The organism is Myxococcus stipitatus DSM 14675, assembly GCF_000331735.1.
Taxonomy (GTDB): domain Bacteria; phylum Myxococcota; class Myxococcia; order Myxococcales; family Myxococcaceae; genus Myxococcus; species Myxococcus stipitatus.
Genome location: NC_020126.1, coordinates 8,806,287 through 8,820,968, shown reverse-complemented (window position 1 = coordinate 8,820,968; position 14,682 = coordinate 8,806,287). Strand labels below are relative to the sequence as shown.

10 protein-coding genes are annotated in these 14,682 nt (G+C 68.7%); 2 read left to right on the top strand and 8 right to left on the bottom strand.

All coding sequences use genetic code 11. The annotated features are described in order from the left end of the window. Positions 1–81: 81 nt before the first annotated feature. Positions 82–885 carry a hypothetical protein gene (locus MYSTI_RS34010; RefSeq protein ID WP_015352381.1) on the bottom strand — a complete coding sequence of 268 codons (804 nt, stop codon included), beginning with the start codon at positions 883–885 and terminating at the stop codon, positions 82–84. Between the two features lie 174 nt (positions 886–1,059). Between MYSTI_RS34010 and MYSTI_RS34005 the strand changes: the two genes are divergently transcribed. Next, positions 1,060–2,229 (top strand): alkaline phosphatase PhoX, encoded by a 1,170-nt coding sequence (locus tag MYSTI_RS34005; RefSeq protein ID WP_015352380.1) that lies wholly within the window; start codon positions 1,060–1,062, stop codon positions 2,227–2,229. Positions 2,230–2,404: 175 nt separating this feature from the next. Beyond that, positions 2,405–3,100, top strand: a complete 696-nt coding sequence (locus MYSTI_RS34000; RefSeq protein WP_015352379.1) for a MotA/TolQ/ExbB proton channel family protein — start codon at positions 2,405–2,407, stop codon at positions 3,098–3,100. Between the two features lie 10 nt (positions 3,101–3,110). Here MYSTI_RS34000 and MYSTI_RS33995 read toward each other — a convergent pair whose 3' ends face one another. From MYSTI_RS33995 to MYSTI_RS33965, 7 genes are all read right to left on the bottom strand, one after another. Beyond that, on the bottom strand, positions 3,111–4,553 hold the full coding sequence (locus MYSTI_RS33995) for an FAD-dependent oxidoreductase (protein WP_015352378.1): 1,443 nt from the start codon (positions 4,551–4,553) through the stop codon (positions 3,111–3,113). Between the two features lie 255 nt (positions 4,554–4,808). Continuing rightward, a complete protein-coding gene (locus MYSTI_RS44275; RefSeq protein ID WP_015352377.1) occupies positions 4,809–6,422 on the bottom strand; it encodes a hypothetical protein in 1,614 nt (537 codons plus the stop codon). A 130-nt stretch (positions 6,423–6,552) separates the two neighbouring features. Continuing rightward, positions 6,553–7,962 (bottom strand): hypothetical protein, encoded by a 1,410-nt coding sequence (locus tag MYSTI_RS33985; RefSeq protein ID WP_015352376.1) that lies wholly within the window; start codon positions 7,960–7,962, stop codon positions 6,553–6,555. A 275-nt stretch (positions 7,963–8,237) separates the two neighbouring features. Further along, positions 8,238–9,137 (bottom strand): bestrophin family protein, encoded by a 900-nt coding sequence (locus MYSTI_RS33980; protein ID WP_015352375.1) that lies wholly within the window; start codon positions 9,135–9,137, stop codon positions 8,238–8,240. 164 nt (positions 9,138–9,301) lie between these two features. Further along, a complete protein-coding gene (locus tag MYSTI_RS33975; RefSeq protein WP_015352374.1) occupies positions 9,302–10,966 on the bottom strand; it encodes an LVIVD repeat-containing protein in 1,665 nt (554 codons plus the stop codon). Positions 10,967–11,138: 172 nt separating this feature from the next. Further along, positions 11,139–12,767 (bottom strand): LVIVD repeat-containing protein, encoded by a 1,629-nt coding sequence (locus tag MYSTI_RS33970; protein WP_015352373.1) that lies wholly within the window; start codon positions 12,765–12,767, stop codon positions 11,139–11,141. A 173-nt stretch (positions 12,768–12,940) separates the two neighbouring features. Then, positions 12,941–14,542 carry an LVIVD repeat-containing protein gene (locus MYSTI_RS33965; RefSeq protein ID WP_015352372.1) on the bottom strand — a complete coding sequence of 534 codons (1,602 nt, stop codon included), beginning with the start codon at positions 14,540–14,542 and terminating at the stop codon, positions 12,941–12,943. Positions 14,543–14,682: the final 140 nt, after the last annotated feature.

Below are 14,682 nucleotides of genomic sequence, written 5' to 3'. Positions count from 1 at the left end.
GTCCCCCTGCTCTCGGCGCCTTCTGGCATGTCCCCTCGCGGCTCACAAGGACGAGGTGCGGGGATGAAGGCTCCGCGACAGTCAGGGGGCGGCGGGCTCCAGCCGGGAGAAGACGGAGGACGCCGCGCGGGGGGTGATTCGCTGGTAGCGGGCGTACGCGTCCACGAGGGCGGTCCGAAGCGCGGAGGGGTGGGTGGGGCCGTGCTTCGCGACGGTGTGGGCCAGGGCCTCGAGGAGATAGGCCTCGGGGGCCATCATCGTCCGGGTGAGCGCGACGGGCCTGGCGCCGAGGCGCTGGAGCACGGGGCCGAAGTAGCGCTCGCTCATGCACGCGAGCACGACGACGGGGCGAGGTGTGGCGCCAGGGGGAGGTTGGACCGTGGGCGCGGGGACATCCATGAGGCGGTCATGGCCGGCCCAGACGACCAGGTCGGCCTGGCTGGCGCCGGAGGCGGCGCGCAGGAAGTCCTCGAGCGCGGCGTCAATCCGGTCGCCCGCGTAGGCGCGGAGCACCAGGCGGACGGTGCGTCCTCCCTGGGTGGCGGGGCGCTCGATGACGAGCTCGCGGAGCACGGAGGCGCTCGCGGGGCCGTCCTGGCGGCTCTTCACGACGAACCCGGGAGCGCGCGAGAGGAAGCGCTCCGCGCCATATCGCGCGCCCCAGTAGAGGTTGGAGTCCAGCGCGCGAGGGTCGCCCGCGGCCTGCCGCCCACAGACGATGAGGGCGTTGTCGCACAGGGGGACGAAGACCTCGACTTCGACGGTGCCTCCCGGGGAGGCGGCCCACAAGCTCAGCAACAGGATGGACAGCAACACGCGCCTCCAGGAGATGAAGGGAGACGCCTGGGCCCGGGCAATCGTTCCCGTGAACTGGTCAACAGTCATGAAACGCAATCCTGGAATTCACTTCCCACGCGAGCCGCAACCCCTCTCATCCATCCAGACGCAATGTCGTCACTTGATTCACTCACGGATGTAACTTTCTCGTCTCCTTGCTTTAATTGATTTTCAAGAAAAACAAGAATAGCTTGCCCCGGCTTCTTCCCCTGGGGGTAACACATGCGTCTGGACCGTCGTGACTTCCTCCGTCTTTCCGCGCTGGGAGGCGGGACGTTGGCGTTGGGCCCCGCATTCTGGCAGGCCGCCTACGCCGCACCCGCTGAACCTGGACCCGGCCCCTACGGGGCGATGTCCGGGAGCGCCGATGCCAATGGCTTGCGATTGCCCGCGGGCTTCTCCTCCCGAGTCGTCGCGCGCTCCGGGCGCGTGGTGGCGGGCACGAGCTACACGTGGCACTCCGCGCCGGACGGCGGCGCGTGCTTCCCGATGAACGGTGGCGGCTGGGCCTATGTCTCCAACAGCGAGACGAGCTCCGGAGGCGCCAGCGCGATTCGCTTCGACGGCGGCGGCGCCATCGTGGGCGCCTATCGCATCCTCTCCGGCACACGCACCAACTGTGCTGGCGGCCCGACGCCCTGGGGGACCTGGCTGTCTTGTGAAGAGCACGGCAGCGGGCGTGTCTGGGAATGTGACCCGACCAAATCCTCTCAGGGCGTCGCCCGGGGCGCGCTCGGCACCTTCGCTCACGAGGCCGTGGCGGTGGACCCGGATGACGGGCGTCTGTATTTGACGGAGGACACCTCCTCCGGCCGCCTGTATCGCTTCACGCCCTCCGCCTGGCCGGTGTTGACCGCGGGCACGCTGGAGGCCGCCAAGGTGACCGGCGACCCGATGGCCGGCACCGCCACGCTGACCTGGGTCGTGTGCGCGGCGACCTCGCCCGCGTCGGAGCAGTCCTCCGTGGCCTCCAAGACGACGGTGTTCAGCGGCGGCGAGGGGTGCTGGTACGACAGCGGCGTCGTCTACTTCACCACCAAGAGCAACAACCGCGTCTGGGCACACACCCCCGCCACCGGGAAGCTGGAGGTCATCTACGACGCCTCGCTCTACTCGGGCTCTCCGCTCACGGGCGTGGACAACGTGGTGGTCTCCCGCTCGAAGGATATCTACGTCGCCGAGGACGGCGGCAACATGGAGATCTGCATCATCACCCCGGGCACCCCGCGCACCGTCTCGCCCTTCCTGCGGCTGGAAGGACACTCGAGCTCGGAGCTCTGTGGCCCGGCCTTCAGCCCGGACGGCCGCCGTCTGTATTTCAGCTCCCAGCGTGGCACCACCGGCAGCAGCAGCGGCGGCTACACCTTCGAGGTGACGGGTCCCTTCCGCTGAAGCCCGCATCCTGCGGGTGGGCGCGCCTCTTCATTGCGGAACGATGACGCTCTCATGGGCACGTGCCCACCCTTCGGGGTGGGCCCCTGCGTACCGTGTCCATCGAGAGCACCCACCCATCGTTTCCCAGCCGGTTCCTTGTGGACCCACGCGCGAGGAGGCGCGTCACCCCGCCATGCAATTCACAATCTTGGGCTTGTGGCAGCACATGGGCCACTTCGCCCGCGGCATCGTCATCGTGATGGCGGTGATGTCCATCGTCTCCCTGCTCATCCTCGCCGAGCGCGCCATCGTCTTCCGCTCGGCCCGGCGCCAGTCGCGCAAGTTCGCCTCGCAGATGGACGAGCTGCTCTCCCGAGGCGACTTCGACGGCGCCGCGAGCGCGAAGCTGGGGCCCGAGGTGGGCTACCTCGGCCGCACCATCCGCGCGGGCCTGGTGGCCTATCGCGTCGCGGAGGAGGACAGCCGTGACGAGGTCATGGAGTCCGTGGCCCGAAGCCTGGAGCGCCAGGCCCAGCGCGAGGTGCAGAGCCTCAAGCGCGGCCTGAGCCACCTGGCCACCGTCGCGTCGACGGCTCCCTTCGTCGGCCTGCTGGGCACCACCATGGGCATCGTCACCGCCTTCCAGCAGATGGGCGAGTCCGGCTCGGGAGGCATCGGGACCATCTCCACGGGCATCTCCGAGGCCCTCGTGACGACCGCCTTCGGCCTGCTCGTCGCCATCCCCGCGGTGATGGCCTACAACTCCTTGCAGAGCTGGGTGGATGCGCGCGCGGTGGACCTGGCCGAGGCCAGCAACGAGTTCCTCGACGCCTCGGCCCGAGCGCTCAAGCGCGCCCGAGCCGCCGCGAGGGCGACCGCGGCCCCCTGACGCCCACGGCTCACCCCGTCGACTTCTGGACCGGGACAGGGCTTGGGAGGGGAGGCGTGAGCGGAGGAGGCCGTGTCTCGGTGTTCGCCAGCTGCTCCAGGGGACGCAGGAGCGACTTCAGCCCGTGGCTCAACACGGGCAGCGCCACGGAGGGCTGGAGCACCGCCCCCAGCCCCGCGTGCAGATGCAGGATTCGGTAGAACTGGCGATGGACGTGGGCGTCCGTCGACGTCCGCTCCATCAGCCGCAGGATGTACCAGTGCAGCAGGCCCAGGCCGAAGGGCCGCTTGCCCACGGCCTGCGGATACAGCAGGTCCATGCCCGTGCCCAGCAGCCAGGGGAGCCGGATGGCCTCTGGCAAGCGCTCCCGGAAGCGCTGCGCCAGGCCCGCGAGCCCGCCTCGCTCGGCCTGCTCTCGCAGGCACGTGTCCAGCAGCTCCGCGCCGAGCCCCGCCACCGACATGCCTTGCCCATAGAGGGGATTGAAGGCACACGCCGCGTCTCCCAGGATGACCAGTCCCTCGGGGAAGCGGGGCAGCTTTTCGTAGTGTCGCCACCGGCAGTCCTTCACCTTGTGCTGGGTGATGGGGCCAAGCGGCCTGGCCGCCTTCATGTATTCGTACAGGTCCGGACGCGTCAGGGAGCGCGCGTACTCGAGGAACCCCGCGTACTCGGTGGGGGCGTGCTCGCCGAAGTAGCCGTTGAGCGTGACGAGCCACCGGCCTCCCTCCACGTGCGAGATGAAGCCCGCGCGCCAGGCCTTGGGAGGGCTGGGATAGAGAAAGAGCGCCTTCCACTCGCGCTGGAAGTCCGGCGGCGGCTCATGGAGGCACGTCGTGTACGAGAGGTCCACGATGACCTGCTCCTCCTCCGGACGGGCGTAGCCGATGGCTTCCAGCCACTGCGGCATCCGCGAGCCCCGGCCGCTGGCATCCACGACGAGGTCCGCCTCCCACGTCTCCTCTCCCTGGGGCGTCTTGACCTTCACCCCCGTGACGCGCCCGGAGCCCGTCGCGTCGGCGAGCAGCCCTTCGATGGAGCACCCGTCGCGAAGCTCCACGTTGGGCCGGGCCTTCACGCGGCGCAGGACGTTCCACTCCAGCAGCGGCCGGGTGCAGAGCAGGCCGGGGATGCCGCTGGCGCGGCGCAGCTTCCACACGCCGAAGTGGTGCCAGGCGAGGTCTCCGCTCGAGTCGATGAACTGGGCGCCCTGGACCTGGAGCTGCTCGAAGAGGTCGGGGAAGTACTTGTCGAGGACGCGCCGTCCCGTGTCCAACAGCACGTGGATGTGGGGCCCCTGCGGGACACCCTTGCGCGTGGCGGGTCCTTCCGCTCGCACATCCCGCTCCACCAGGGTGACCTTGTCGAAGTGGTCCGAGAGCACGCGCGTGGCGAGCAGCCCCGCCATGCTTCCGCCGATGACCACGGCACTGCGAGGTCCGCCTCCAGCCATGTCCCTGCCTCCGTCGTGAGGAGCTGGCGCTCAGCTTCTCATCATCGCGCGGGTACTTCATGACAGGGGTCTGACATCGCGGCGGGAGCCCGGCTGTGCATGCCTGTGCACAGACGTGACTCCCAGGCCGCGCGCAAGCGTGAGCCGCTTCACATCCTTCGACGAGAGCCGCGTGTGCGAGCCTTTGGCGAGGAACGCGAGGTGCTTCGGTGAGCGGTCCTGGCTCGACGCGCACGGCCAGGACCGCTTCCCGCGCTACTCCGGCTCCGCCTGCGCGTGCACCGGCGTCGCGGGGGCCTTCCTCATCGCGGGCGCGGCGGCGGGAGCCTCGGCCGCGGCGGGCGCATCCGCCACGGGCGAGGGCGCGGCGGTTCCGTGACCGCGCAGGGCGATGGCGGGCAGCGAGATGGACAGGGCTCCGACGTCGAGGAACCCATGGAACCCTTCATCGTGCAGCTCCGGGAGCATGCGGATGGCCATGGGGACTCCCGCGGGAACCGAGAGCTCGGGCAGCGGGGTGATGCCCATGATGTCGCAGACCATGTCGCCGGAGGTCTCCACATCGCATCCCCAGCGGCGGCCCTGGGCATAGCCCACCTCCAGGACCTTCAGGTCCGGGAGGCGCTGGTGCAGGTGCTTGGACAAGGGGACGAAGTCATCATCCCAGTCCGCGTCGCTCAGCCGTGTGTGGACATTGCCCGCCAGCAGCAGGAGGACGTCTCGCGGGCGCGCGTCCCGCTGCTTCAGCACCCCCTTCGCCATGTGGGCATCCCGCGACTTGCCGCCGGACATGTCCGTGTCCATGGCCACCACCGTGATGGCATGCCCCGCCGCGCTCAGTGCCCGCGCCCGGTCGATGAGGTCCATCATCGCGCGGCTGCCGCGGCCGTCCTGTTGAATCTTGCGCCAGAGGTCCCCTGACAGCAGCGCGTCCTGGTCCACCGGCCGCCCCTGGCTCTTGAGGTACGCATCCAGCCGCTTCTGCTCCTTGTCGGGGAGCGAGAGCACCAGCGTGACACCGTGCCCCGCCTTCGCGGCCTCGCACGCCAGGTCGCCCACGGCGGCGGGTGACTCACGGGTGCCCAGTTGCTCGCCGATGAGCACCGTGAGCCCGGGCTTCAGCAGCGGCTGGAACCCCGCCACCTTCCGGTCGCAGGGCTCCTGCACCTCCTGCTTCCAGCGCCTGAGGTAGAAGGACGGGTCCCGGGCGAACGTGTCGTCCCGCGTGAGGCGCAGCGTGCCGGTGAGCGTCTCGAGCGAGGGGCGCGTCTCCAGCCGCAGGAGCAGGTCCTGCTCCAGCCTCAGGTCGCGGGTGCCCTGGGCGGGGCCGTCCAAGTCCACCCACGGCGCGATGTCGCGCTCGCGCTGGGCCAGGCCCACGGGAGAGGTCTTCCGGATGAGGTCCTGTTCGACGGCCGTCATCCAAATGGCGATGGAGCCCTGGCGCCCGCTGGAGTAGGCCCGGAGCTCCGCGTCGTTGCTGAAGGACACGCGCTTCATGCGGAAGATGCGCACGATGGATTGCCGCTCGGCGATGAGCTCGCCGGCCACCAGGTAGCGCGTGAAGTCACCGTCGCTCTGCCAGCCCCAGGACTTGATGCCAATCTGCGCGGCCCGCCACTCCGTCAGCAGGTACTTGGGGTCCTCCATGGGCTTGAGCACCCAGCCGTTCTGGGACAGCAGCCGGGTGGCCTCGGCGAGCGCCTGGTCCACGGGCATCATGAAGATGTGCTCGTACTTGGGCTGCTCCGGCTCGGGTCGGGACTCGGGGCTCGGGAGCGATGTGGCCGTGGAGGCGAGCTCAGGGGCCGGGACGTTCTTCGCGCACCCCCCCAGGAGCACCGCGAGAATCACTATGGCTCGTTGCATCAATGCGCTCTCCTCCCGCCGATGTGACGGTCATCCGTGAACGTCCATCGGCGGGGGAGAATATCGGACGGGCTGCGCTCAACCGCCCTGGGCGGGCGGTGTCCGGCGGAGCCTCACCCGCAAGACCTCGTCAGGGAATGACGAAGATGCCCCATTGCCAGAAGAAGTTCTGGATGGACGAGCGCAGCAGGTTCGTCTGGGGGATGCCCTGTGAGGTGCCGTAGGTCCAGACCGCGGCGTGGCCATTGGGACCCCACGGGCACCGGGCCTGGCCGTGGATGGAGATGGCGTGGCCGTTCGCGACGGAGGCGGAGCTGAAGTAGGGGAAGCTCTTCGCGGCGAAGACATTGCCGTAGGAGTCCACGCGGCCGGTGGAGCCGATGTTGGACCACACGGAGGTGCCGTTCACCAGGTTGAAGGAGGTGCCGTTGTTGGCGACCTGGCTCATGAGGAGCGTGCCGTCCACGCGATAGGCGCCCTGCTCCCGGGCGGTGGCGGAGCTGCCGGGGCTCGTGTAGGCAACGAACGTGGAGCCGCTGATGCGGCCCTGGTGGTCGAAGCGGGCCGCGCAGGTGGAGATGCAGGGCACGAGGCGGGGGCGGGGGATGGGCAGGACAATCACCGGGCGGCCGGGCCAGCCGATGACGACATCCCAGTAGTAGTAATAGACCCAGCGCGTGCAGTTGAGCCGCAGGGTGACCTGGCTGATGCCCGTGAAGGTGCCGCCGATGCCCGTGGGGCTCCCGCCAATGGCCGTCAGCGCGTGCTTGGCGCCTGGGCCGTTCCAGCCGGAGAGGATGCCGTTCGCGTTCGAGACATTGACGCCGTAGCCGATGAGCGCGGGGCTCTGGCCGTAGACGGCCTGCCACACGCAGGTGCAGGGGCCGGCGAGCTGGCGCAGCTTCGCCAGGGTGTGGACGTAGACGAGCGCCTCGCCGAGCAGGCGGGGGTTGGCCTTGCCGACCTCTTCGACGAGGTCGAACTCGGTCTCCTTGTGGCTCGCCTCCAGCTCGGCGATGAGCGCGTCGAGCTCCGTGCTCACGTGCATCACCTCCGAGTTGGTGGCGGCGCCCGCGGACACGTTCAGGGTGCAGTTCTTCTCATCCGTGCAGTCCAGGTTGACGTTGTAGGGGAAGGTCGCGAGGGACTCTTCCTTGGCGCCTTGCAGGACGAGCTTCTGGTTCCAGCCGGTCTCCCACGGCTTCTGGATGGCCTTGCCGAGCGTGACGAAAGACTCCTCGCCGGGCTTGGGTGTCACCTCGGCGCCGTCGTTGACGGTGCCCGCGCCGTCCTGGGAGAGGAGCTTGGCGGAGGAGGGGAGCGGCTGCTTGTCGGACCACCGGATGCCGACCTTGAACGCGCCCTGCTCCACGCTCAGGTGGGTGAGGGTCGCGACGGGGCCTTCTTCCACGGAAGGCTCGGCGGCGGCCTGGGCGGAAGGCGCCAGCAGCGCGGCGCCGAGCGCGAGGACGGACAACGACAGCCAGCGGAATGACGCGGGCACGAGGCGGCGAACGCCTCGCGTGGAGTGTTGATGCATGTGGGAACCCCCTAGAAGACAGACAGGCGCCCCGGCGCGAGCGACGACACGGGCGGCGGGGCCGGATGTGTCGAAGCAGAAGCCATGCCGTTTGCTGGGGGTGTCTGTTTTTTATCGAGGGTGGTGCGTTGTGGCTGAGACGGTGTTTGTGTTTGGCGGGCCTGTAACCGGACTGGACACAAAGTGCCCGGAGTTGTGGCCCCAGGCGCTACACGGCGGGATGTAGCGAAGGACCCGCGGAGAAGCCCGTGGGTCTTGCGTGAACGCGTCGCGCCTCAGGTCAGCAGGAACTTGTCATCCGGCTGGAGCAGGGGCGGGAGGGGCTCTCCCACCATCTCCAGCACGCCGCGCTCGATGGTGCGGGTCAGCGCGTCGAGCGGCAGGTCGTTGGGCTCGTTGCCGAACGGGTCCTCCAGCTCCGACGTCACGGTGTCGAGCGCGATGAACGTGTATGAAACAAAGACGGACACGAGCGGCGTGGACCAGCCCAGGCTGCCGGCCAGGGCAAAGGGCAGCAGCAGGCTGTAGATGTACACCGTCCGGTGCAACATCACGCTGTAGACATAGGGAATGGGCGTTCCCGCGATGCGCTCACAGCCGCCCTGCACCTCCGAGAGCCGGTCCAGGTTGTCGTCGAACGACGCCACCAGCAGCTCGCTCACCCGGCCCTGATGCCGCTGCTTCGTCACCCACTGGCCCAGCGCCAGGATGACCTTGGCGGGGCGGTGGTCCGCGGCGACCACGCACTCGCGCACCCCTGGAGGAAGCGACTCGAGCGGGATTCGGGTGCCTCGGAGCTGGTGGTTGAGCGTCATGGGCAGCGCGCGCAAGAGGTCCGTCACCTCGCGCTTCTCCTCGGTGCTGAGCGCGGGCGAGGGATGCGTCAGCGCCTGCCGCAGGAAGGACCGCGAGACGATCATCAGCGAGCCCCACAGCTTCCGCGCCTCCCAGAAGCGGTCATAGGCCGTGCTGTTGCGAAACCCGAGGAAGATGGCCAGCGCCACGCCCAGCAGCGCCAGGGAGCCCTCTCTCAGGGCGAACGGCAGCGGGCCCAGGGCCACCGCCAGCAGGCTCAACGCGAGGAAGAACCCCAGGCGCGGCAGGATGCGCGACACCACCGAGCCGCGCCAGACGAACAACATGCGAAGCCAGTGCATTCGCGGACGGACAATCATGCGCGCCCCTCTAGCACCTCGCGCGCTTCGCGGGGGCGGTGTCGCACGCCGTCGCGGCGGGCCCCACTCCCAGGCAGGGCAAGGAGGCTGGCGTGGGGCGGGAGTCCCGCACGCACGCCAGCCGGGGCCTGTCGTCTCAGGGGCGGGAGCACCCCCGGGCGTGACTACAGCTCGTTGTAGATGAGCAGCCCTCGGGAGGTGTCCACGACGTAGACGTAGCCATCCCCGGGGATGCGCAGGCCGATGGCCCCTTCGAAGGCGCCATCGCTCCGGCCCGGGTCCTCTTCCCGGAAGGTGAGGTGGTGCGCCACCTGCTTGGGCTGGGTGGGGTTGGAGACGTCCAGCACTCGCAGACCGTCGTGGTACCAGACCACGTAGAGGCGATTGCCTCGCAGGAGCATGTTGTGCATGGAGGTGGTCTGCCGCAGGCGGAACTCCCCGATCTTCACGATGTGGGCCGGGTCGGTGACGTCGAGCACTCGCACGTGGGAGGCGTTGAACTCACCGCCCATGAAGGCAATGGTCTTCCCTCCGAAGGTGCCCACCGCGCTGTGGTGTGAGTAGACGAGGGGGCCCGTGTCGTAGAGGCCCAGGAAGCGGACGTTGTCCAGGTCCGCCACGTCCGCCACGACGTAACCATAGGACTGGTTACTGATATACAGGCGGTTCTGGTACACGAAGGTGTCATGGGGTGCGCCGTCTGGCACCTCCGGTGGCGAGCCGATGACGGTGCGCAGGACGGGATTCAGCGGGTCGGTGAGCTCGTGGACGTAGGTGCCAGAGCTGGCGTCCATGGAATAGAGCCGGTCGCCGTCGACGAGCACGGTGTGGGTGCCGGGGTTGCCCGTCGGGAGGCTGCGGATGAAGACGGGCGCCGCGGGCTGGGAGATGTCATAGATGAGCGTCCCACGGTTCCCGCTGGCAATGTAGAGCGCGTCACCTTTGGCCCAGACACCATTCCAGAAGTTGTCACCCGGCAGGGTGAGGGTGGTCTTGAGGATGGGATTGCGCGGGTTGCTCACATCGAAGATGGAGAGACCCCCGTCCTTGCCGTTCATGAAGGTCGGGGTGGAGACGACGTAGGCGTGCCCCTTGGTGACGTAGAGATCCACGGGGGTCCCCACCGGGGTGTAGCGCTCCCCGACCAGGGTCAGCCCGCCGGACGACTCGGGCTCACCGCTCTTGGCGACCCGGTGGGCCTCGAAGGTTCCCGCCCGGCTGAAGACTCCTCGGCGGCACGTCGCGATGCAGCCCGTGATGACGTTGGGAGCGGGCGTCTTGCAGCCCACCACTGTGTACACCGTGCTGGTCCGGGCGAGCTGGCCGATGACGGAGAAGTCTCCTCCCTGGGTGTCCCGGTGGAGCACGGGCGCCTCGAACATCGTGCTCGGGCCCGCGTCCTCGGCCCGCAGGTGCATGCCGAAGCTGCCGACGGAGAAACGAACGCCGCCATCGGTGAGGATGACCTGGTTGCGGACCACGGCCTGATAGATGCCTTCCTGGGGAAGGGCGGCGAGGGCGTCCCGGTCGCACTGCGACACATCGAAGCGGGACAACTGCTCACAGACGCCGCTGTCCGGATTCGAGGCGTCGAAGGTGCAAGGAGCGTAGGGGGCACCTGGATCAATCCAGTCGCCCGGGTCCTCCATCTCCGTGTAGGTGCCGTCCCAGACATAGGGCCCCGAGTCAGGCGGCCCCGCGTCGGGGATGCCGGAGTCGGGAGTGCCTGAGTCGGGGGACTGGGGTACGGGGTCGTCGTCACAACCCGTCAGCGAGAAGAGCAACACGGCCGCCAGGAGCGGCTTGAGCCAGCGAAAGGGGACTGCCACGGGGAACCTCCGAGGAGAGGGTCTTCCTGGATACCCGAGGCACAGGCACTTCGGAGCAGGGGAAGACGCAAGGTCCCCGCCTGCTCCGAGATGGTTGCTTCGTGAAGGCGAAACGCCCGGCCCGCCCACCGGTGGTGGGACGCGGGCCGGGCATGGTCCTCATGTTGCAGCTTCAGAGCTCCTTGAAGATGAGCAGTCCTCGGGAGGAGTCGGCGACATAGACGTAGCCATCCCCCGGGACGCGGATGCCGAAGGCGCCCTCGAAGAGGCTGTCTCCGCGGTCCGGGTCCTCCTCGCGGAACGTCTGGTAATGGGCCACCTGCTTGGGCTGGGTGGGGTTGGAGACGTCCAGCACGCGCAGCCCTTCCTGGTACCACGCCACATAGAGCAGGTTGCCGCGCAGGATCAGGTTGTGCATGGACGTGGTCTGCCGCATGCGGAACTCGCCAATCTTCACGATGCGCGCGGGGTTGGTGACGTCGAGCACGCGCACGTGAGAGCCAGCGAACTCGCCGCCCTCGAACGCGATGGTCTTCCCGCCGAAGGTACCCACCGCGTTGTGGTGGGCGAAGCCCTCGTCCGGGCGCATGTACGTCCCCAGGACCTTGACGTTGTCCAGGTCCGTGGGGTCCACGATGGTGTAACCGCCGGACGAGTTGCTGATGTAGAGGCGGCCCTCGTACGCGAAGGAGTCGTGCGGGTCTCCAAGCGAGGCGTCCTCGGGCAGCGTGAAGACGGTGCGCAGCACGGGGTTCAGCGGCTCCGTGATGTCGTAGACATGGGTGCCCACGCCCGTGCCCGCGCCGTAGAGCCGGTTGCCGTCGACGAGCACGGTGTGCATGCCGCTGCGCCCCGCAGGCATGATGCGGACGAGCGAGGGGGCAGCGGGGTTGGAGATGTCGAAGACGTGGGTCCCCGTTCCCAGGCCCGCGACGTAGAGCGCGTCACCCTTGGCCCAGACGCCGTTCCAGTTCGCGTTGTTGGGCAGGCTGATGGAGGTCTTCAGCAGGGGCGCCCGGGGATTGCTCACGTCGAACACGGTGAGTCCACCCGGCTTGTCTTGAAAGGCCAGTGCGACGACGTAGGCGTGGCCCTTGGTGACATAGACATCCACGGCGTGGCCGCTCGCGGCGCGCTGCTCGGACAGCAGCTCCAGGCCGCCGGACGACTCGGGCTCACCGCCCTTGGCGACCCGGTGGGCCTCGAAGGTTCCCGCCCGGGTGAAGACTCCGCGGCGGCAGGTCGCGATGCAGCCCGTGATGACGCCAGGGGCGGGTGTCTTGCAGCCCACCACCGTGTACATCGTCCCGGTCCGGGCGGCCTGGCCCGTGACGGAGAAGTCGCCCCCCTGGGTGTTCCGGTGGAGCAGGGGCGCGTCGAACATCGTGCTCGTGCCCGCGTTCTCGGCCAGCAGCCGCATGCCGAAGCCGCCGAGGGAGACGAGCACGCCGCCGTCGGTGAGCCGGGTCTCGTTGCGGACCACGGCCTGGTAGATGCCCTCCTGCGGAAGGGCGGCGAGGGCACCGCGGTCGCACTGCGAGACATCGAAGCGGGACACCTGCTCACAGATGCCGCTGTCCGGGCTCGAGGCGTCGAAGGAGCAGGGGGCATAGGGGGCGCCCGGGTCAATCCAGTCGCCCGGGTCCGCCAGCTCCGTGTAGGTGCCATCCCAGACATAGGGGCCCGCATCCGGCGAGCCTGCATCGGGAGTCGGGGGCGCGGGGTCGTCGTCGCATCCCGCCAGCGGCAGGGCCAGCAGGGATGCCAGGAGGGGGCTGAGGAGTCGAAGGGAGACGGTCACGGAAAACCTCCAGAGAGAGGGCCTCTCGGGATAGTCGAACCACCGCTCCCTGGGAAAATGAGGAGTACAAAATGCCCCGCCCCTCACGAAGATGGTTGCTCCGTGAGGGGGAAGTGCCACGCCAGACCCGTCCCCGAGGGGTCCGGGCCCGGCGTGGTCTTCAGGTTGCAAGCTCAGCGCTCATCGAAGATGAGCAGGCCCCGGGAGGAATCCGCGACGTAGAGGTGCCCATCCCCGGGAAGCGTGAGGCCGAAGGCGCCCTCCAGGTTGCTGTCGCCTCGGCCCGGGTCCTCTTCCCGGTACGTCTGGTAGTGGGCCACCTGCCGGGGCTGGGTGGGGTTGGACACGTCGAGCACCCGCACGCCTTCCTGATACCAGGCGACGTAGAGCAGGTTCCCTCGCAGCACCAGGTTGTGCATGGAGGTGACCTCCCGCATGCGGAACTCACCGATCTTCACGATGTGCGCCGGGTCGGTGACGTCGAGCACGCGCACGTGGGACGCGCTCATCTCGCCACCCTCGAAGGCGATGGTCTTCCCGCCGAAGGTGCCCACCGCGCTGTGGTGCGCGAAGCTCTGGTCCGGGCGGAGATACCGGCCCAGGACGCGGACCTCCTCCAGGTTCGACACATCGACGACCGCGTAGCCGCCAAATGAATTGCTGATGTACAGGCGTTGCTCATACAGGAAGGCATCATGGGAGCCGCCTCCCGTGGCGTCCTCGGGTAGGGAGATGACGGTGAGGAGCGCGGGGTTGAGCGGGTCCGCCAGGTCGTAGACATGGGTGGTGATGCCCATGGTGTAGAGCCGGTTGCCGTCGACGAGCACGGTGTGGGTGCCGTAGTCCCCCGACGGCATGAGCCGGATGAAGACGGGGTTGCCCGGCTGGGAGATGTCATAGACGAGGGTCCCCGTCCCGTTGCCGGCGATGTAGAGCGCGTTGCCCTTGGACCCGACGCCGTTCCAGTCGTTGTTGCCCTCCAGGCTGATGGAGGTCTTCAGGAGGGGCGCGCGGGGGTTGCTCACGTCGAAGACGGTGAGGCCGCCGGGCTGGTTCCGGTGCCTGAGCGACACGACGTAGGCATGGCCCTGGGTGACATGGACATCCACGGCCTGGCCGAGCGCCGCGCGGTGCTCGCCGAGCGGCGTCAGCCCACCGGAGGACTCGGGCTCGCCGCTCCTGGCGACCCGGTGGGCCTCGAAGGTGCTCATGCGCACGAAGGCCCCCCGGCGGCAGGTCGCCATGCAGCCGGTGATGATGTGGGGGGCTGGTCGCTGGCAGCCCACCACGGCGAACGTGGAGGACGTCACCGGCAACTGGCCGACGAGGGCGAAGTCACCCCCCTGGGTGTCGCGCTGGAGCAGGGGCTGGCCGAAGATCGTGCCCGCGTCCTCGCCCTGGAGGTGCACGGTGAGGTCGGTGGAGATGACGCGGACACCGCCATCCCGGAGGACAATCTCGTTGCGCACGATGCCCTGGTAGATGCCCTCCTGTGGCAGGGCGGCGAGCGCCTCCTTGTCGCAGCGGGAGACATCGAAGCGGGACAGCTCCTCGCAGGCCGTGGCTCCCGCGTTCGCGGAGTCGAAGGTGCAGGGGGCATAGGGCGCGCCGGGGTCGACCCAGTCGCCCGGGTCCGCCATCTCCGTGTACGTGCCATCCCAGACGTAGGGGCCCGCGTCGGGTGGGGAGGGCTTGGGGTCGTCGTCGCACCCCGTCAGTGACAACAGTAACAACGGGGCCAGAAGCGAGCTGAGTGAACGAGATGTGGCTGGCACGGGAGGCCTCCAGATGAGGGAGACCTCCGGATAGTCGAACCGCCGGGTCCGCTGGAGAGGGGCGGGAGATGGTTGCTCCGTGAAGGGGAGTTGCCACACCCGGCCGGGTTTCAGGGGCTCCGGGCTCGGTGTGGTACTCA

Bases quoted from the DNA above. Each gene is read 5' to 3' on its own strand.
- MYSTI_RS34010 (WP_015352381.1), bottom strand. From the start codon at position 885: ATGACTGTTGACCAGTTCACGGGAACGATTGCCCGGGCCCAGGCGTCT.
- MYSTI_RS34005 (WP_015352380.1), top strand. From the start codon at position 1,060: ATGCGTCTGGACCGTCGTGACTTCCTCCGTCTTTCCGCGCTGGGAGGC.
- MYSTI_RS34000 (WP_015352379.1), top strand. From the start codon at position 2,405: ATGCAATTCACAATCTTGGGCTTGTGGCAGCACATGGGCCACTTCGCC.
- MYSTI_RS33995 (WP_015352378.1), bottom strand. From the start codon at position 4,553: ATGGCTGGAGGCGGACCTCGCAGTGCCGTGGTCATCGGCGGAAGCATG.
- MYSTI_RS44275 (WP_015352377.1), bottom strand. From the start codon at position 6,422: ATGCAACGAGCCATAGTGATTCTCGCGGTGCTCCTGGGGGGGTGCGCG.
- MYSTI_RS33985 (WP_015352376.1), bottom strand. From the start codon at position 7,962: ATGCATCAACACTCCACGCGAGGCGTTCGCCGCCTCGTGCCCGCGTCA.
- MYSTI_RS33980 (WP_015352375.1), bottom strand. From the start codon at position 9,137: ATGATTGTCCGTCCGCGAATGCACTGGCTTCGCATGTTGTTCGTCTGG.